This is a genomic window from Mycolicibacterium boenickei, assembly GCF_010731295.1.
GTDB classification, from domain to species: domain Bacteria; phylum Actinomycetota; class Actinomycetes; order Mycobacteriales; family Mycobacteriaceae; genus Mycobacterium; species Mycobacterium boenickei.
In genome coordinates, this window is the sequence record NZ_AP022579.1 from 4,151,767 (window position 1) to 4,168,586 (window position 16,820).

Here is a 16,820-nt window from a genome sequence, read left to right on the forward strand (position 1 = left end):
ACTGTGCGGTCTGCTCGTGCCGGCGGCTCATCGGTGCCGCCACCTCAGCAGACCGTGCTGGACGGACAGCTTCAGGGCTACCTCGATCACCTGACGATAGAGCGGGGCGTTGCGGCCAACACCTTGAGTTCGTACCGGCGGGACCTACGCCGCTACGCCGCGCACCTGACCCAGCGCGGTATCGACGATCTGGCCAAGGTGGCCGAGGCCGATGTCAGCGACTTCCTGGTCGAACTGCGCCGCGGTGATCCCGATTCGGGAGTGACTGCGCTCTCGGCGGTTTCGGCGGCCAGGGCGGTGGTGGCGGTCCGCGGACTGCACCGGTTCGCCACGGCCGAGGGCATCACCGAACTCGATGTCGCCCGCGGGGTGAAACCGCCCACGCCCAGCCGGCGGCTACCCAAGAGCCTCACCCTCGACGAGGTCGTCGCGTTGCTCGAGGCCGCAGGAGGGGACAGCGAGGCCGACGGTCCGCTGACGCTGCGCAACCGGGCGCTGTTGGAGTTGTTGTACTCCACCGGGGCACGGATCTCGGAAGCCGTGGGGCTGGACGTCGACGACATCGACACCCATGCGCGGTCGGTTCTGCTGCGCGGTAAAGGCGGCAAGCAGCGACTGGTGCCCATCGGCAGGCCGGCCGTCAGCGCGCTCGACGCGTACCTGGTGCGGGGCCGTCCGGATCTGGCCCGGCGGGGCCGGGGCACCCCAGGGATCTTCCTCAACGCGCGCGGCGGGCGGCTGTCGCGGCAGAGCGCCTGGCAGGTGCTGCAGGACGCGGCCGCGCGGGCCGGCATCACGTCGGCGGTGTCGCCGCACACACTGCGGCACTCGTTCGCGACCCACCTGCTCGACGGCGGCGCCGACGTGCGCGTCGTGCAGGAACTGCTCGGCCACGCGTCGGTGACCACCACGCAGATCTACACCATGGTCACCGTGCACACGCTGCGCGAGGTCTGGGCGGGTGCGCACCCGCGGGCGCGCTAACCGCCCAGGTACTCCGACTCCAGCACCAGGTCCGGCAGCAGGGTCTGGTACTCGGCATGGGTCTTGTGATGCGTCGTGTCCCAGAGTGAATCCTGCTGCTCGTTCATGTACGCCAGATACTTCGGTGCGCCCGGCAGCTTCACGTTGTCGGCGACCACGATCGAGCCCCGGTGCAGCCAGCGGCGATCGAGCAGGCTCTGCAGGTCTGTCAGGTAGGCGTTCTTGTCGTGATCGAGGAACACGAAATCCAGCCCGCCGGTGTCGAACCCGGCCGAGGCGAGCGCGTCGAGTGTGCGTCCGCCGTCGCCGATCGTGCCGACCACACACGTGATCCGGTTGGCCACCCCGGCATGTGCCCAGATTCGTCGCGCGATGTCGGCATTGGTGGCGGAGAACTCCACCGAGAACACCCGGGCCACCGGCGCGGCGCGGGCGATGCGCAACGCCCCGTACCCGCAATAGGTGCCCAGTTCCAGGGCCAGCCGGGGATTGGCCCGGATCACCGCGGCGTCGAGCAGCGCACCCTTCTCGTCGCCGACGTTGATCAGAAATGACTTCTCATAGGCGAACTTGTCGATGGCGGCGATGACGTCGTCGAGGTCGCCGGCGCGGGCGTTGGCCACCACATAATCGGCGGCCGCGGCCTCCCGGCCGTCGCCCCATTGGCCGGTGCGCGCGAAGTGTCTGGCGCCGATTCCCATCCGGATGAACGACCACCGCAACAGCGGCAGCCGCTGTTTCAGACTCATGACGCACACCATATGCGCCTGATTGCCCGCGGGTCTGCCCGTCCTGGCTGCATACCGACGTTAAACTTGCCGGGATGTGCGCGAATACTGCGGGATGCCTGACCAGCGATGGTATGGGTATGGCCGACGAGCGCTCGCGCGAGGAGCCGACGTGAACGACGACAGCGCACACGACGGCCTCTTCGAGCACCACACGCCAGAACTCGGCCTGACGGGCCGGCCGCCGCGCGACATTCCCGAACCGCAACCGCGATCGAACCACGGCCCGGCCAAGGTCATCGCGATGTGCAATCAGAAGGGCGGGGTCGGCAAGACCACGTCGACCATCAACCTGGGCGCCAGCCTGGCCGAGTACGGCCGCCGCGTGCTGCTGGTCGACCTGGATCCGCAGGGCGCCCTGTCGGCGGGTCTCGGAGTTCCGCACTACGAACTCGAGCACACGGTGCACAACCTGCTTGTCGAACCGCGGGTGTCGATCGACGACGTCGTGATCAAGACGCGGGTGAGCGGCATGGACCTGGTGCCCAGCAACATCGACCTGTCGGCCGCCGAGATCCAGCTGGTGAACGAGGTGGGCCGCGAACAGTCGCTGGCCCGCGCCCTGTACCCGGTGCTCGACCGCTACGACTATGTGCTGATCGACTGCCAGCCGTCGCTGGGTCTGCTCACGGTCAACGGGCTGGCGTGCGCCGACGGCGTGATCATCCCCACTGAATGCGAGTACTTCTCGCTGCGCGGGCTGGCCCTGCTCACCGACACCGTGGACAAGGTGCACGACCGGCTCAACCCGAAACTGTCCATCAGCGGCATCCTGGTCACCCGCTACGACCCGCGCACGGTCAATGCGCGCGAGGTCATGGCCCGCGTCGTGGAGCGGTTCGGCGACCTGGTGTTCGACACCGTGATCACCCGGACCGTGCGCTTCCCCGAGACGAGCGTGGCCGGCGAGCCGATCACCACCTGGGCACCGAAGTCCGGCGGCGCCGTGGCCTACCGATCGCTGGCACGCGAAGTCATCGACCGGTTCGGCGCGTGAACGATGTCCTGAACACCCCGGCCACTCCGACCGGCGATGCTGCAGAACCAGCTGCCGCCGTCGGGGATGAGCCGACTGCCGGTGACCAGCAGAACCGCTTCCAGGTTCGGCTCACCAACTTCGAGGGGCCGTTCGACCTGCTGTTGCAGCTGATCTTCGCGCATCGCCTCGACGTCACCGAAGTGGCATTGCACCAGGTCACCGATGACTTCATCGCCTACACCAAGGAGATCGGCGCACGCCTCGAGCTGGACGAGACCACGACGTTCCTGGTGATCGCGGCGACCCTGCTCGACCTGAAGGCGGCCCGGTTGCTGCCCTCGGGTGAGGTGCACGACGAGGAGGATCTCGCGCTGCTCGAGGTCCGCGACCTCCTGTTCGCGCGGCTGCTGCAGTACCGCGCGTTCAAACACGTCGCGTTGATGTTCGCCGAACTGGAGGCCGCGGCACTGCGCAGCTACCCGCGCGCGGTGTCGCTGGAGGACCGCTATTCGGACCTGCTGCCCGAGGTCATGCTCGGCGTCGACGCCGGCAAATTCGCCGAGATCGCGGCCGCAGCCTTCACTCCGCGCCCGGTGCCGACGGTCGGCATCGACCACATCCATGCACCCAAGGTGTCGGTGCCCGAACAGGCCCACCGGATCATCGCCCTGCTGGAACAGCGCGGGATCGGCGAATGGGCGACTTTCTCCGAACTCGTGGCAGAGTGCACCGACGGACTTCAGATCGTCGGCCGCTTCCTGGCGCTGCTCGAACTGTTCCGGGCCAGGGCGGTAGCATTCGAGCAACCAGAACCGCTTGGAGTGCTCCAGGTTTCGTGGACCGGAGATCGCCCGACCAGCGAACATCTGGCCACCGCTGATGCGGAAGAATAGCGAGAACAATGACTGACGAGATCTCCGATTCCGGAGAGCGGTCCGACGATGCCCCGGGTGATGCGATCCCGGTCGGAGATGACCTGGGCATCGATGTGGCGACGGTTCCCGAGCTCGAAGACGGTGAACTGGGTGCCGTGCTGGAAGCGTTGTTGCTGGTAGTGGACACGCCGGTGACGGTCGATGCGCTCGCCTCTGCGACCGAACAGCCCGCCTACCGGGTGATGGCCAAGCTGCGCCTGATGGCCGAGGAGTTCGCCTCCCGCGACAGCGGCATCGACCTGCGCGAGGCCGCGGGCGGCTGGCGGATGTACACCCGGGCGCGCTACGCCCCGTACGTCGAGCGGCTGCTGCTCGACGGCGCCAGGTCGAAGCTGACCCGGGCCGCGCTGGAGACCCTGGCCGTGGTGGCCTACCGGCAACCGGTGACCCGGGCGCGGGTGAGTGCGGTGCGCGGCGTCAACGTGGACGCGGTGATGCGGACTCTGGTGGCGCGTGGCCTGATCACCGAGGCGGGCACCGACCCCGACTCCGGCGCGGCGGCGTTCGCCACGACCGAGCTGTTCCTCGAACGGCTGGGCCTGACCTCGCTGTCCGATCTGCCCGACATCGCGCCCCTGCTGCCCGATGTCGACGTGATCGACGATCTGAGCGAATCACTCGGTGACGAGCCGCGTTTCGCCAAACTCAACGGCGGCTCATCCGGCAGCGATCAGCCGCTGGCCTTCGACGTGGACAAGGACTGACATGGCTGACGAAGGCGTACGACTCCAGAAAGTGCTGTCGCAGGCCGGAATTGCGTCCCGGCGGGTGGCCGAGCGGATGATCACCGACGGCCGTGTCGAGGTGGACGGCCGGCTGGTGACCGAACTGGGTACCCGTGTCGACCCGGCGGTCGCCGACATCCGGGTGGACGGTTCGCGCGTCATACTCGACGACACCCTGGTGTACCTGGCGATCAACAAGCCGCGCGGCATGCTGTCCACGATGTCCGACGAGCGTGGCCGCCCGTGTGTCGGAGACCTGGTCGAGCATCGGGTCCGCGGCAACAAGAAGCTGTTTCATGTCGGGCGGCTCGATGCCGACACCGAGGGCCTGCTGCTGCTGACCAACGACGGCGAGCTCGCCCACCGGCTCATGCACCCGTCCTACGAGATCCCCAAGACCTATGTGGCGACGGTGATCGGCACGGTGCCGCGCGGACTCGGCAAGAAGCTGCGCGCCGGTGTCGAACTGGACGACGGCCCGGCGCACGTCGACGACTTCGCGGTGGTGGACACGGTTCCCGGCAAGACCTTGGTGAAGGTCACCCTGCACGAGGGCCGCAACCGCATCGTGCGGCGGATGCTGGCCGCAGTGGATTTCCCGGTGCAGGAACTGGTCCGCACCGACATCGGTTCGGTGGCGCTCGGCGAGCAGCGACCGGGCAGTATCAGAGCGCTCAGCCGCAAGGAAGTCGGCGAGCTTTATCAGGCGGTGGGAATGTGAGCGGATCTCTGGTGGTGTCGGTCGACGGACCGGCCGGAACCGGGAAGTCTTCGGTTTCAAGAGGTTTGGCACAAGCCCTGGGTGCCAGTTACCTGGACACCGGCGCGATGTACCGCCTCGTGACGTTGGCGGTGCTGCGGGCCGGCGCCGACCTGGACGACGCCGAGGCGATCGACGCGGTGGCCTCGGGCGCGGTGATCGGGGTGGGTTCGGATCCCGCTGAGGACCGCGCCTACCTGGCCGGCGAAGACGTCTCCGCCGAGATCCGCGGCGACGAGGTGACCCGCGCGGTGTCGGCGGTGTCGGCGGTGCCCGGGGTACGGGCCCGGCTGGTCGACCTGCAGCGCGAGTTGGCGTCCTCCGGCGGGCGGGTGGTGGTCGAAGGCCGCGACATCGGCACCGTGGTCCTGCCCAAGGCCGACGTCAAGATCTTCCTGACCGCCTCGGCCGAAGAGCGGGCCCGGCGCCGCAATGCCCAGAACATCGCGAGTGGGCTGCCCGACGACTACGAGACGGTGCTCGCCGACGTGCAGCGGCGCGACCACCTGGATTCCACCAGGGCCGTTTCGCCGCTGCGGGCGGCCGACGACGCCCTGGTGGTCGACACCAGTGATATGGACCAAACACAGGTCGTGGCACATCTTCTCGACCTGGTGACCCAGCATGCGGGGGTACGGCGATGAGCGTCTCGGACGGGGACGGCACCTGGTCGGATGAAACCGACTGGGAGCTCAGCGACGAGGTCGCCGAGGTTCTGGAGGAGGCGGCCGCGCCGCCGCCCGTGGTGGCTGTCGTAGGCAGGCCCAACGTCGGAAAGTCGACGCTGGTGAACCGGATCCTGGGGCGTCGCGAAGCCGTCGTGCAGGACATCCCCGGGGTGACCCGCGACCGGGTGTCCTATGACGCGAACTGGCTCGGACGCCGGTTCATGGTGCAGGACACCGGGGGATGGGAACCCGACGCCAAGGGCCTGCAGCAGCTGGTGGCCGATCAGGCGCTCGTGGCGATGCGCACCGCCGACGCGATCATCCTCGTGGTCGACGCGGTCGTCGGAGCCACCTCTGCCGACGAGGCGGCGGCCCGGATGCTCCGCAAGTCGGGTAAGCCGGTTTTCCTGGCGGCCAACAAGGTTGACACCCAGCGGGGCGAATCCGATGCCGCGGCTCTGTGGTCGCTCGGCATCGGCGAGCCGCACTCGATCAGTGCCATGCACGGCCGCGGCGTGGCCGATCTGCTCGACACCGTGATGGAGAAGCTGCCCGAGGTCTCCGAGGTGGCCGGCAGCGGTGCCGGCGGTCCTCGCCGCGTGGCGCTGGTGGGCAAGCCGAACGTCGGCAAGAGCTCGCTGCTGAACCGGCTGGCCGGCGACGAGCGCTCGGTGGTGCACGACGTCGCGGGCACCACGGTCGATCCCGTCGACTCGCTGATCGAATTGGGCGGCAAGACTTGGCGTTTCGTCGATACCGCGGGTCTGCGGCGCAAGGTCGGCCAGGCCAGCGGGCATGAGTTCTACGCCTCGGTGCGCACGCACGGCGCGATCGATGCGGCCGAAGTGGCGATCATGCTGATCGACGCCTCCCAGCCGCTGACCGAGCAGGATCTGCGCGTGCTCTCGATGGTCATCGAGGCCGGGCGGGCACTGGTCATCGCGTTCAACAAGTGGGACCTGGTCGACGAGGACCGGCGGTATCTGCTGGACAAAGAGATCGACCGGGAACTGGTGCAGGTGCAGTGGGCGCCGCGGGTCAACATCTCGGCGATGACCGGCCGGGCTGTGCAGAAGCTGGTGCCTGCCCTGGAGACGTCACTGGCGTCCTGGGACAAGCGGATCTCGACCGGCCAGCTCAACAACTTCCTCAAGGAAATCGTGGCCGCGACACCGCCGCCGGTGCGTGGCGGCAAGCAGCCCAAGATCCTGTTCGCCACCCAGGCGGCAACGCGGCCGCCGACCTTCGTGCTGTTCACCTCTGGGTTCCTGGAGGCCGGCTATCGCCGGTTCATCGAGCGCCGGCTGCGTGAGCAGTTCGGTTTCGAGGGCAGCCCGGTGCGGATCAACGTCCGGGTCCGGGAGAAGAGGGGCGCACCCAAGAAGCGGTAGCCCGCGATTTTGGTGCATCCAGCGGCGGTGGGCGCCGGTGAACGCACCCGAGTCGGGCCGATAGGGTGGCCCGAGTGTCTGTCACCCACATGATCCTGATCGCGTTGGCCGGCGTCGGGGCGGGCGCGATCAACGCCATTGTCGGTTCCGGCACGCTCATCACGTTCCCGACATTGGTAGCGCTGGGAATTCCGCCGGTCACCTCGACGATGTCCAATGCCGTCGGACTGGTCGCCGGCGGGGTTTCGGGCACCTGGGGCTACCGGCGTGAGCTGCGTGGGCAGTGGAAGCGGCTGCGCTGGCAGATCCCCGGGTCGCTGATCGGCGCCGGGCTGGGTTCCTGGCTGCTGCTGCACCTTCCGGAGAAGGTGTTCGTCACGGTCGTGCCGGTCCTGCTGATCCTGGCGTTGGTCCTGGTGGTCGTGGGCCCGCGAATTCAGGCGTGGGCCAGGCAACGCGCGGAGGCGTCCGGTCAGTCGGCCGACCACGTCAGCCCCCGTCGCATGGCGGTGCTGGTGATCGGCACGTTCGCCGTCGGTGTCTACGGCGGCTACTTCACCGCGGCCCAGGGAATCCTGCTGATCGCTGTGATGGGTGCGCTGCTGCCCGAGTCGATGCAGCGTATGAACGCCGCGAAGAACCTGCTGTCGCTGCTGGTGAACATCGTGGCCGCGCTCGCCTACACCATTGTCGCGTTCGACCGGATCAGCTGGGAAGCGGCGGGGTTGATCGCGGTCGGTTCGTTGATCGGCGGCTTCCTGGGCGCGCACTACGGCAGGCGGTTGTCGCCGAACGCGCTGCGGGCCGTGATCGTGGTGGTGGGCTTGATCGGGCTGTACCGGTTGCTGACGGTGTAGGCCGTCGGCGGGATCCCGTCCCGGCTCTTGTAGGCTTGCGAAGTCTGTCTAACGACGAGGGAGAGGGGTGACCGGTGGCCGAACGTGCTTACCGCACCGCGCCGTCTGCCCTTGCCGCTCTCGAGCCGTTCTGGCCCTCGCGCCGGTTGATGGCTTTCGACGAATGGTGTCGCGCGCGCATCTGATCCGCGCCAGCCAGTCACCAGGTCGCTTCGCGACCGCAATCGAAAGCAGCCGAACCCATGCGTTCGCTCCTCATTTTCACGCTCGTCGGCGTCGGCGCCCAGCTCGTCGACGGCGCGCTCGGGATGGCCTTCGGTGTCACCGCTTCGACCCTGCTGGTGCTCAGCGGGGTGGCCTCGGCGCAAGCCAGCGCCGCGGTGCACCTGGCGGAGGTGGGCACGACGCTGGCGTCGGCGGTGTCGCACTGGCGCTTCAAGAACATCGATTGGCCGTTGGTGGCCAAGCTCGGGCTTCCCGGTGCGGCAGGTGCGTTCGTAGGTGCCACGGTGCTGTCGTCGCTGTCGACGGAGTCGGCCGCACCGCTCATGGCGGCGATCCTGCTGGGCATCGGGCTGTATGTGCTGTTGCGTTTCTCGCTGGGCACGCCGCTGACGCTGGGGGAGCACGGCACCAGTCACAGCGCGAAGTTCCTTGCCCCACTGGGACTGTTCGGCGGGTTCATCGACGCATCGGGCGGCGGCGGCTGGGGCCCGGTGACCACCAGCACCCTGCTGTCACAGGGCAAGACGGCTCCGCGGACCGTCATCGGTTCGGTGAGTGCCTCGGAATTCCTGGTGTCGGTTTCGGCATCGGTCGGCTTCCTGGTCGGCCTGCGCCAGCAGTTCCTGGAGAACTGGCCCGTGGTCCTCGGCCTGATGGTCGGCGGCGTGATCGCGGCCCCCTTCGCCGCCTGGCTGGTCAGCCGGGTGAACCCGGGCCTGCTCGGTACCGCCGTCGGCGGGGTCATCCTGCTGACCAACAGCCAGAAGCTGGTGCATTACTTCGGGGTGCAGTGGCCGTGGTCGACCGGGATCTACACCATCATCGTGGCGGCCTGGGCGGCACTCGTGGTCCGTGCCTGGCAGACATCGCGGAAGCCGCGAGATGTCGAGGATGCGGTAATCACCGCGGTCGAGGAGCCTGCGGCGCGGACCTAGCCGGTTCCGGTGGCGGGCTGCGGCAGACCGACGTACATGGTCTTGTGCAGCGAGAGCACGTGTTGGCGGGCGATCTCGGACGCCGCCCGGCTGTCGCGCAGGCGCAGGGCCGCCACCAACCGGGCGTGCTCGCGGTTGGACTCGTGTAGATAGCTGATCGGGTACGGGATGAAGTAGCGGTACAGCCCGTGCAGCACCTCGCAGTAGGTGCCCATCGCCCAGTCGAGACCGCTTGCCGCGGCTACTGATTCGTGGAATCGCTGATCGACGCTGTGGAAGCCGGTCCAGTCGGTGGTCGAGGCGGCCTCCGCGACGATCGCCTCGAGCGCATCGAGATCCGCGTCGGAGGCGGTCTGCGCGGCGGCGGCGCTGAGCGCGTCCTCGGCCAGTGCGCGCAGGTCGATGAGGCGGTGCACTTCCGCGGCATCCGCGCGAAACGTGGACGACGGGCGATCATGTCCCGGGGTGACCTGGGCACCGCTGCGCGCGACGAAGGTCCCGCCCGCCCGGCCACGGCGACGGACCACCAGTCCCTCGTCGGCCATGGACTGCAGGGCACGGCGGACGGTGGCGACGCTGACGTCGAGTGCTTCGGCGATGTCGGACTCCGCGGGCAGCCGTTCTCCGCCCGACATGAGCTCCAACTCCATCGCCAATTCGAGCCGGGCTCGCACGGTGTCGGCTGCGCTGAGGCGGGTGATGCCGGCGACCGCGGGCGCACTCAGCGCCGGATGCGCGTCACTGACCTGCGGCGTCATGGCACCAGGGTACGGCAGCTCTTGCCCTATTTGTTCATGCCGAACTAATATCTCGGTAAATTCGCTCATTCTGAGTGATTAATTCTTCGGAGGTCCCCGGTGTCCGGATCGATCACGGTGGCCGCGGTCCAGGCGGCACCCCTGGACGTGGCCGGCCTGCCGGTATTCGGCCGGGAAGACACCATCGGGCAGTTCGCGGCCGACGTGCTCCGGGTGCGGTCGGCGGTGGCGGGCCCGGCGTTGATCGTGTATCCGGAGATCCACTTGTTCGGCACCGACAACGCCGACACGCTGGCCGCCTCGGCCGAGCCGCTGGACGGTCCGCTCATGGCGGCCCTCGGGCAGGTGGCCCGGGAGGCCGACGCCTGGCTGATTCCCGGGTCGGTGTGCGAGCGGGGGAGCGAAGGCGAATTCTTCAATACCGCACCGGTTCTGGCGCCCGACGGACGACTTGTGGCGTCCTATCGCAAGATCTTCCCGTGGCGTCCGTTCGAAAAGTACACGCCGGGAAGCCGATTCGTCACCGCGGATATTCCCGAAGTGGGCCGACTCGGGCTGTCCATCTGCTATGACGCCTGGTTCCCCGAGGTGAGCCGTCACCTGGCCTGGATGGGCGCTGATGTGATCGTGAACGTCGTCAAGACCACGTCCGAGGACCGCGGCCAGGAGTTGGTGCTTGCGCGCGCCAATTCGATTGTGAATCAGGTATTCACGGTGAGCGTCAACTGCGCCGGCCCGGTCGGTAAAGGCCGCAGCATCATCGTCGACCCGGAAGGTGCTGTGCTGCAGGAGAGCTCGGACGAGGCGCCGGGGGTGCTCTGTCAGCGCATCGACTTCGGTGCCGTCGCCGCCGTGCGGGAGCGGGGTACCGCGGGTACCAACCGGATGTGGGATCAGTTCGGGTCGTCCGACAGACCGATCCCGTTGCCCATGTACGAGGGCCGTATCGAGCCGCAGCGCTGGTCACCGTCGAACGACCACGCCGAATGAAAGGCACTGCCATGACACCACCCTCCGCGGGGCAGCCGACTTTGGTGCGCGCTCTCGGGTTGCGCTCGCTGGTGCTCTTCGGCCTGGCTTACATGACGCCGCTGATCGTCCTCGGCATCTTCGGGGTGATCGCGTCTACCACCGCGGGGGCGTCGGCGTCGGCATACCTGATCGCGTTGGCGGCCATGCTCTTCACCGCATCCAGCTACGGCAGGATGGCAGCCGCATATCCGGTCTCGGGATCGGCCTATACCTATGTGCGCCGCACCATCGACTCACGCGTCGGATTCCTCACCGGCTGGGCGGTGCTGCTGGACTACCTGTTCCTGCCGATGGTCATCTGGCTGATCGGAGCGGCATACCTGGAAGCTCAGTACCCCGCGGTGCCCGGTTGGCTGTGGGTGCTCGGGTTCATGCTGATCACCACCGTCCTCAATGTCATCGGCATCAAGGTCGCCGACAAGGCCAACTATCTGCTGATGGCCTTCCAGTTGCTGGTCATCGTGTTGTTCGTGGCATTGTCGGTGGCCTCCGTGATCGGCAGTGCGGGCGCGGGCGGACTGGTCAGTGCCGGTCCGTTCACCGGCACAGGCGCCGGCATCGGGGGAGTGACGGCCGGTGCGGCCATCGCGGCCTACTCATTCCTGGGATTCGATGCCGTTACCACGTTCACCGAGGAAGCCGTCGAACCACGCAAGAACATGCCGCGCGCCATCATGCTCATCGCGTTGATCGGCGGCTTCATATTCCTCGTCATCGCCTACACCACCCAATTGGTGCACCCCGGTGGGGAATTCGCGGATTCGTCGTCCGCGGCGCTGGAGATCGCCAAGCAGATCGGCGGCAATCTGTTCGGGGCGGTGTTCCTGGCCGGCCTCATCCTCGCCCAGTTCGCCTCGGGCATCGCCGCGCAGGCGTCGGCGTCGCGGCTGCTGTTCGCGATGGGACGCGACGGCACCCTGCCCCGGCGGGTGTTCGGCACCCTCAGCGCGAAATTCCGCACCCCCTCGGCCAACCTGGTGATGGTCGGCGCGGTGGGCCTGCTGGCGATGTTCCTCGACGTGGCGACCTCGACGTCGTTCATCAACTTCGGCGCGTTCGTGGCATTCACGCTCGTCAACATCTCGGTGATCGTCTACTACTTCCGGCGGCGCGCTGCCGGTGAGGCACACAACCCGTTGCTCTACCTGGTGGCCCCGGCGGTCGGAGCAGTCATCACGTCGTATCTGCTGCTGCAGCTGGACTCCCGCGCGATCATCCTGGGCCTGTGCTGGCTCGGGCTGGGGATCGTGGTGCTGGCCGTGACCAGTCGCGGTTTCAAGGTGCTGCCACCGGAGATCGCGGTCGACGAGGCCGAGGCGTCGATCGCCGAACCCGCGGCGTGACGGGTGGGGCGGATTAGAAGAACGGCGGGCGGCTACGGTAAGCTTTCGACTCGCTGCCGGTGCAAGCCGGAAGCAAACGGGCTGTGGCGCAGCTTGGTAGCGCACTTGACTGGGGGTCAAGTGGTCGCAGGTTCAAATCCTGTCAGCCCGACCAAGATTTACGCAGGTGAGAGGCGGTTTCCGAGAGAATCGGGAGCCGCCTTTGCGCTGTCGGCGGCACGCCGTCGGTCGGCTGGTTTCGGAGTCGCAGGTTGTCACCGGCCTGCGCTGCGGGTGGCGTGGCGGATCAGTTCGCGCGAGGTTTCGTGAAGAGATAGAGACGGTACGCGAAGCCCCCGGTTTCCAATTCGCGGTAGACCTTCCCGTTCCGCATGTCCATGTCGTCGCGTAGTCCGAACAGCTGCCTCAGCGCCCGCTGGTCGCCCTTGCTCATGCTGGACAGCTCCCAGCGCGTCTGCATCCCGCGCATCACCTCGATCCTGATGTCGCGTTGCGAGATCATCTGCAGGGGAGCCTTGGCCAGCGCCGCGTCCCACTCGTCGAGCAGTTCCTTCGGTCGCGAATCCGTGTAGAGGAAATGCCCGCCCGGGGTCAACACGCGCGCCACCTCGTCCAGGAAAACCCCGAGGTGTGGGTAGCAATGGGAAGACTCGACATTGATCACAGCGTCGAATGATTCGTCCGGGAAGGGCAGGTCTTCAGCGTTCCCGCGGACGAAGTCGAGGTTGGGTATCTGATGGCGTTGGCGGCAGAACTCGATGCCGGCAGGGTTCAAGTCCAGCCCCGTATAGGAGGCGGGCCGATGGGTGCGGGTGAGGTAGGAAGCGCCGCCGCCGTGACCGCAACCGACCTCCAGTACTCGTTTACCGGTGAGGCCGCCCGCTTGCGTGGCGGTGGCGTGATAAAGCTGGAGCGGGTAGCGGCTGGGTTCGTCGGACTCTTCCAGTTTCAGCCCCAGTGGAGGGTCTTCTTCGTAGCCGTTGTTCATCATCACGACGTCGTGGGCGGCGAGCCGGCGGGTCATCCATGGGTAGCTGTACTTGGTCATCGTGGGAAGAAGCTTCCAACCGATGGGGTTGTACAGCCGGCCGATGTACAGCCGTTCTTTGAGGGTCATGGGCTGAGTCTGCCAAATGCGGAAGTTTGCTGGATGCGAATTTCGAAGAACTGATTCTTCCCGACATTGATGGGGCTCGTACGCGCTGTGGCGGTGTGACCGCTCGCGCGCCCAGCGCATCATGCGGCAAGGCGAGGTACCGGGCAAAGTTTGCCAGTCCGGCAGATTCGGCGCACAGTTCGACACTGCCGGCACGCCAGACGAGAACATCGCCGTCGCGACTCGTCTACCGAGTGCCCGAACCGGTGAGTGCCGAAAGTCGAAGTGGCACAACGGTTCACTCACCCGCGGTGGAAATGTCAGCCAACGCGCCGGCTGGTCGGCTCATCGGCTCACCCATTTTGGATTAGGACATAACGATTTTGGCAGCGGGCGGCAAGAACCTCGGGCAGTTGGCGTCGTCGCTCACGAATTGATGGCAGGGTGGCGACTGTGACCCAGACAAGGAGCGTCGGCGCGCCATCGCCGGTTCGGCACCACTGCGCTGGGTCCGCTTACGAGTTCCTCGTATCCACGCCGTCATCGATCGACCAGAACCAATTGCGGTCCGCGCGTTGACGGCACGTCACCCGGAGGTACACATGGCAACGACGTCAGACAAGGCCAAGCCGAACATCGTCCTCATCGTCTCCGACGATTTCGGTTACGGCGATGCGGGCGTGTACGGCGGTGGTGATAACCGCGGGATGCCCACCCCCAATCTCGACAAACTGGCGGAGGACGGCATGCAGTTCATGTCGTTCTACGCCCAACCGAGTTGCACGCCGGGACGCGCGGCGATGCTCACCGGCCGTATCCCGAACCGCAGCGGCATGACCACGGTGGCCTTCCAGGGCCAGGGTGGTGGCCTGCCTGCGGCCGAATGGACGCTGGCATCCGTCCTCAAGACGGCCGGTTACCAGACGTTCTTCACCGGCAAGTGGCACCTCGGGGAATCCGACTACGCACTGCCCACCGCGCACGGCTACGACGAAATGCGGCACTGCGGTCTGTACCACCTCAACGCGTACACCTATGCCGACGCGGAATGGTTCCCGGACATGGACGACGAGCTTCGTGAGATGTTCGCCCGCGTGACCAAGGGAGCGTTGTCGGGCAAGGCCGGCGAGGAGGTGAAGGAAGACTTCAAGGTCAACGGCCAGTACGTCAACACACCGGAGAAGGGCGTCGTCGGCATTCCGTTCTACGACGAATACGTCGAGAAGGATGCGCTCGAGTACCTAGACGCCCACGCGAAGTCAGACGACCCGTTCTTCCTGCACGTCAACTTCATGAAGGTGCACCAGCCGAACATGCCGCACCCGGATTTCAAGGGCAAATCGCTCTCGAAGTCGAAGTATGCGGATTCGATCGTGGAGAACGACGCCCGCATCGGCAACATCGTCGACAAGATCCGCTCCCTCGGCCTCGCCGACAACACGTACGTGTTCTGGACGACCGACAACGGTGCCTGGCAGGACGTCTACCCTGACGCGGGCTATACACCGTTCCGCGGCACCAAGGGCACCGTCCGCGAGGGTGGCAATCGCGTTCCGTCGATTGCCTGGGGTCCCGGGATCAAGGCGGGATCACGCAACTCCGACATCGTCGGCGGCCTCGACTACCTGGCGACCTTTGCCGCGCTCGCGGGTGTGCAATTGCCCGACAAGGACCGCGAGGGCGAGCCCATCATCTTCGACAGCTACGACATGTCACCGGTATTGCTTGGCACGGGCAAGTCGGAGCGCAAGTCCTGGTTCTACTTCAGCGAGAACGAACTCACGCCAGGGGCCGCGCGGGTCGGCCACTACAAGGCGGTCTTCAATTTGCGTGGTGACAACGGTGCGAGCACCGGAGGGCTCGCCGTCGACACGAACCTCGGCTGGAAGGGCGCGGAGGCCTACGTCGCGACCGTGCCGCAGATCTTCGATCTCTGGCAGGACCCGCAGGAGCGCTACGACATCTTCATGAACAACTACACCGAACACACCTGGACCCTGGTGACCATCAACGAGGCGATCAAGGAGCTGATGCAGACGTATCTGAAGTACCCGCCACGGAAACTTCAGAGCGAAGGCTATTCGGGCCCCATCACCGTCACGCAGTACCAGAGGTTCCAGTACTTGAGAGAACAACTCGCCGAAGACGGGTTCAACATCGCGCTGCCCACGGGCAACTGATCGCGGTCTCCGGAGCTCGGATGCACGGCAGTCCTGCCGTGCATCCGAACTCGTTCGGCACTATCCCGATGCGGTACGGCGTGACTCGCGTGCGGCGGGTATCTCTTCGACACTGTCGCCGACGTCGATCGTGACCACGGCCGTCGCCTGGAACAGGCCGTAGAAGTCGTCGGTCCTGGCGAAGGTGTGGGCGCGGGAGAACAGCGGCTGCACATCGAACACCCGCACCCGAAGCTTCTCGCGCATGAGTCTGCCCAATTCCCGGCCGGATTCGGGATCGGTGATCACCTCATCCGAGTCGGAGTGCACGGCGAAAACCATGCCCGGCACGACACCTGCCTCGGCGCCGCGATTGATGACGAGGGTGTAGTCGTCCTCGATGAGTGCGACCTGACCGGAGAGGCGGTTGGTCATGACGCCGCCAGGGAATTGCTTTCTCGCAAGGATTTGGGTGCGGAGCCGGCCCTGATGCGCGGCCGGGTGTCGTGGCCGTCCACGGCCAACAGCGCGTCGATGTGGCTCGCCTCGTCCTGCTCGGTCCCGAGCGTGAGTTCGACGGCCGTCTTGGCCTGGAACAGGGCGATCATCGCGTGCTGTTGACGTTCGGCACCGAAGGCGTTCAGGGCGACCGCGAGTTTCTTGTCGACGTATTCGACCGAACGCTGCAGTTCCGGCGCCGTGGCTGAGGGGCCTTCGACGCGTGCCGCAGGCTCAACCCCGAGCCCGCTGTACCAACGGTGTGCGAGCGCGCCGAGAGCGAACGAGCACACCGGGACCACTACGACGATGCAGGCCACCCCGAGGGAGCTCGGCAGCGCGATCGCGCCGACGATGCCGAGCAGCATGATCACGCCCACGGCGGCCGCCAGGCGCACGGCCGGCGGCACTGCGGCGATCGCGCCGGACAGCTGCCGCAAGGCTCGGCCGACAGACCGCGCGACGTCGGCGATGAACCGGATGACGGCCGTGCAGGCCTCGCGCGCGATTCGTCCCACCTCGTCGGCCTGCTTGCGCGTCACGGCGGGCTTGGGCATCGACCACACGCGCTGCGGCTCCGGCTGCGATTCACCCTTCGCGCTGTCAGCTTGCGGCGCGGACGGCTGGGGTCCCGGCACGTCGTTAGTCACATTCGCATCATCAACCACATCTGCATCATCGCGCCGT

At 66.8% G+C, this 16,820-nt stretch carries 17 protein-coding genes and 1 tRNA gene; 13 read left to right on the forward strand and 5 right to left on the reverse strand.

Annotation, left to right across the window (positions count from 1 at the left end):
• Window positions 1-57 precede the first annotated feature (57 nt).
• The gene (gene xerD / locus G6N57_RS19655; RefSeq protein WP_163646693.1) at window positions 58-984 is read left to right on the forward strand and encodes a site-specific tyrosine recombinase XerD; all 927 of its coding nucleotides are present in this window, start codon (window positions 58-60) and stop codon (window positions 982-984) included.
• On the opposite strand, the gene G6N57_RS19660 is transcribed toward xerD, so the two are convergent.
• The gene (locus G6N57_RS19660; RefSeq protein ID WP_077740952.1) at window positions 981-1,733 is read right to left on the reverse strand and encodes an O-methyltransferase; all 753 of its coding nucleotides are present in this window, start codon (window positions 1,731-1,733) and stop codon (window positions 981-983) included. The two genes, xerD and G6N57_RS19660, sit on opposite strands and share 4 nt — an antisense overlap.
• Before the next feature lie 151 nt (window positions 1,734-1,884).
• Between G6N57_RS19660 and G6N57_RS19665 the strand changes: the two genes are divergently transcribed.
• The 8 genes from G6N57_RS19665 to G6N57_RS19700 all read left to right on the forward strand — a co-directional run bounded on the left by G6N57_RS19665 (window position 1,885) and on the right by G6N57_RS19700 (window position 9,247).
• A complete protein-coding gene (locus tag G6N57_RS19665; protein ID WP_077740951.1) occupies window positions 1,885-2,769 on the forward strand; it encodes a ParA family protein in 885 nt (294 codons plus the stop codon).
• Entirely contained in the window at window positions 2,766-3,644 is an 879-nt protein-coding gene (locus tag G6N57_RS19670; protein WP_077740950.1) for a segregation/condensation protein A, read from the forward strand. The genes G6N57_RS19665 and G6N57_RS19670 overlap by 4 nt, the downstream gene beginning before the upstream one ends.
• A gap of 8 nt (window positions 3,645-3,652) precedes the next feature.
• Window positions 3,653-4,390: an SMC-Scp complex subunit ScpB gene (scpB, locus tag G6N57_RS19675; protein ID WP_097926035.1), complete on the forward strand. Its 738-nt coding sequence runs from the start codon at window positions 3,653-3,655 to the stop codon at window positions 4,388-4,390.
• A gap of 1 nt (window position 4,391) precedes the next feature.
• Entirely contained in the window at window positions 4,392-5,132 is a 741-nt protein-coding gene (locus tag G6N57_RS19680) for a pseudouridine synthase (RefSeq protein WP_077740949.1), read from the forward strand.
• Window positions 5,129-5,815 (forward strand): (d)CMP kinase, encoded by a 687-nt coding sequence (gene cmk, locus G6N57_RS19685; RefSeq protein WP_077740948.1) that lies wholly within the window; start codon window positions 5,129-5,131, stop codon window positions 5,813-5,815. The genes G6N57_RS19680 and cmk overlap by 4 nt, the downstream gene beginning before the upstream one ends.
• On the forward strand, window positions 5,812-7,230 hold the full coding sequence (gene der / locus G6N57_RS19690) for a ribosome biogenesis GTPase Der (RefSeq protein WP_077740947.1): 1,419 nt from the start codon (window positions 5,812-5,814) through the stop codon (window positions 7,228-7,230). The genes cmk and der overlap by 4 nt, the downstream gene beginning before the upstream one ends.
• 89 nt (window positions 7,231-7,319) lie before the next feature.
• On the forward strand, window positions 7,320-8,087 hold the full coding sequence (locus tag G6N57_RS19695; protein WP_077740946.1) for a sulfite exporter TauE/SafE family protein: 768 nt from the start codon (window positions 7,320-7,322) through the stop codon (window positions 8,085-8,087).
• Window positions 8,088-8,329: 242 nt separating this feature from the next.
• Complete coding sequence (locus G6N57_RS19700; protein ID WP_077740945.1) at window positions 8,330-9,247, forward strand: sulfite exporter TauE/SafE family protein; 918 nt, start codon at window positions 8,330-8,332, stop codon at window positions 9,245-9,247.
• On the opposite strand, the gene G6N57_RS19705 is transcribed toward G6N57_RS19700, so the two are convergent.
• A complete protein-coding gene (locus tag G6N57_RS19705; RefSeq protein ID WP_077740944.1) occupies window positions 9,244-10,005 on the reverse strand; it encodes a FadR/GntR family transcriptional regulator in 762 nt (253 codons plus the stop codon). The two genes, G6N57_RS19700 and G6N57_RS19705, sit on opposite strands and share 4 nt — an antisense overlap.
• 99 nt (window positions 10,006-10,104) lie before the next feature.
• Between G6N57_RS19705 and G6N57_RS19710 the strand changes: the two genes are divergently transcribed.
• The 3 genes from G6N57_RS19710 (at window position 10,105) to G6N57_RS19720 (ending at window position 12,534) form a co-directional block, all read left to right on the forward strand.
• Window positions 10,105-10,995, forward strand: coding sequence for a carbon-nitrogen hydrolase family protein (locus tag G6N57_RS19710; protein ID WP_077740943.1), 891 nt, complete (start codon window positions 10,105-10,107; stop codon window positions 10,993-10,995).
• Window positions 10,996-11,006: 11 nt separating this feature from the next.
• Window positions 11,007-12,380, forward strand: a complete 1,374-nt coding sequence (locus G6N57_RS19715; RefSeq protein WP_077741967.1) for an APC family permease — start codon at window positions 11,007-11,009, stop codon at window positions 12,378-12,380.
• Window positions 12,381-12,457: 77 nt separating this feature from the next.
• Window positions 12,458-12,534, forward strand: a tRNA-Pro gene (locus G6N57_RS19720).
• A 132-nt stretch (window positions 12,535-12,666) separates the two neighbouring features.
• Here the strand turns inward: G6N57_RS19720 and G6N57_RS19725 are convergent.
• Entirely contained in the window at window positions 12,667-13,428 is a 762-nt protein-coding gene (locus G6N57_RS19725; protein ID WP_162563985.1) for a phthiotriol/phenolphthiotriol dimycocerosates methyltransferase, read from the reverse strand.
• Between the two features lie 650 nt (window positions 13,429-14,078).
• Between G6N57_RS19725 and G6N57_RS19730 the strand changes: the two genes are divergently transcribed.
• A complete protein-coding gene (locus G6N57_RS19730) occupies window positions 14,079-15,656 on the forward strand; it encodes an arylsulfatase (protein WP_077740941.1) in 1,578 nt (525 codons plus the stop codon).
• Window positions 15,657-15,716: 60 nt separating this feature from the next.
• On the opposite strand, the gene G6N57_RS19735 is transcribed toward G6N57_RS19730, so the two are convergent.
• Together G6N57_RS19735 and G6N57_RS19740 are read right to left on the reverse strand one after the other, a co-directional pair.
• Window positions 15,717-16,070 carry a hypothetical protein gene (locus G6N57_RS19735; RefSeq protein ID WP_077740940.1) on the reverse strand — a complete coding sequence of 118 codons (354 nt, stop codon included), beginning with the start codon at window positions 16,068-16,070 and terminating at the stop codon, window positions 15,717-15,719.
• Window positions 16,067-16,783: a hypothetical protein gene (locus tag G6N57_RS19740; RefSeq protein ID WP_234815687.1), complete on the reverse strand. Its 717-nt coding sequence runs from the start codon at window positions 16,781-16,783 to the stop codon at window positions 16,067-16,069. The genes G6N57_RS19735 and G6N57_RS19740 overlap by 4 nt, the downstream gene beginning before the upstream one ends.
• Window positions 16,784-16,820 lie beyond the last annotated feature (37 nt).

Coding starts and splice junctions, on each gene's coding strand:
- G6N57_RS19660 (WP_077740952.1), bottom strand. CDS start 1,733: ATGAGTCTGAAACAGCGGCTGCCGCTGTTGCGGTGGTCGTTCATCCGG.
- scpB (WP_097926035.1), top strand. CDS start 3,653: ATGACTGACGAGATCTCCGATTCCGGAGAGCGGTCCGACGATGCCCCG.
- G6N57_RS19680 (WP_077740949.1), top strand. CDS start 4,392: ATGGCTGACGAAGGCGTACGACTCCAGAAAGTGCTGTCGCAGGCCGGA.
- der (WP_077740947.1), top strand. CDS start 5,812: ATGAGCGTCTCGGACGGGGACGGCACCTGGTCGGATGAAACCGACTGG.
- G6N57_RS19695 (WP_077740946.1), top strand. CDS start 7,320: ATGATCCTGATCGCGTTGGCCGGCGTCGGGGCGGGCGCGATCAACGCC.
- G6N57_RS19700 (WP_077740945.1), top strand. CDS start 8,330: ATGCGTTCGCTCCTCATTTTCACGCTCGTCGGCGTCGGCGCCCAGCTC.
- G6N57_RS19705 (WP_077740944.1), bottom strand. CDS start 10,005: ATGACGCCGCAGGTCAGTGACGCGCATCCGGCGCTGAGTGCGCCCGCG.
- G6N57_RS19715 (WP_077741967.1), top strand. CDS start 11,007: ATGACACCACCCTCCGCGGGGCAGCCGACTTTGGTGCGCGCTCTCGGG.
- G6N57_RS19725 (WP_162563985.1), bottom strand. CDS start 13,428: ATGACCAAGTACAGCTACCCATGGATGACCCGCCGGCTCGCCGCCCAC.
- G6N57_RS19730 (WP_077740941.1), top strand. CDS start 14,079: ATGGCAACGACGTCAGACAAGGCCAAGCCGAACATCGTCCTCATCGTC.
- G6N57_RS19735 (WP_077740940.1), bottom strand. CDS start 16,070: ATGACCAACCGCCTCTCCGGTCAGGTCGCACTCATCGAGGACGACTAC.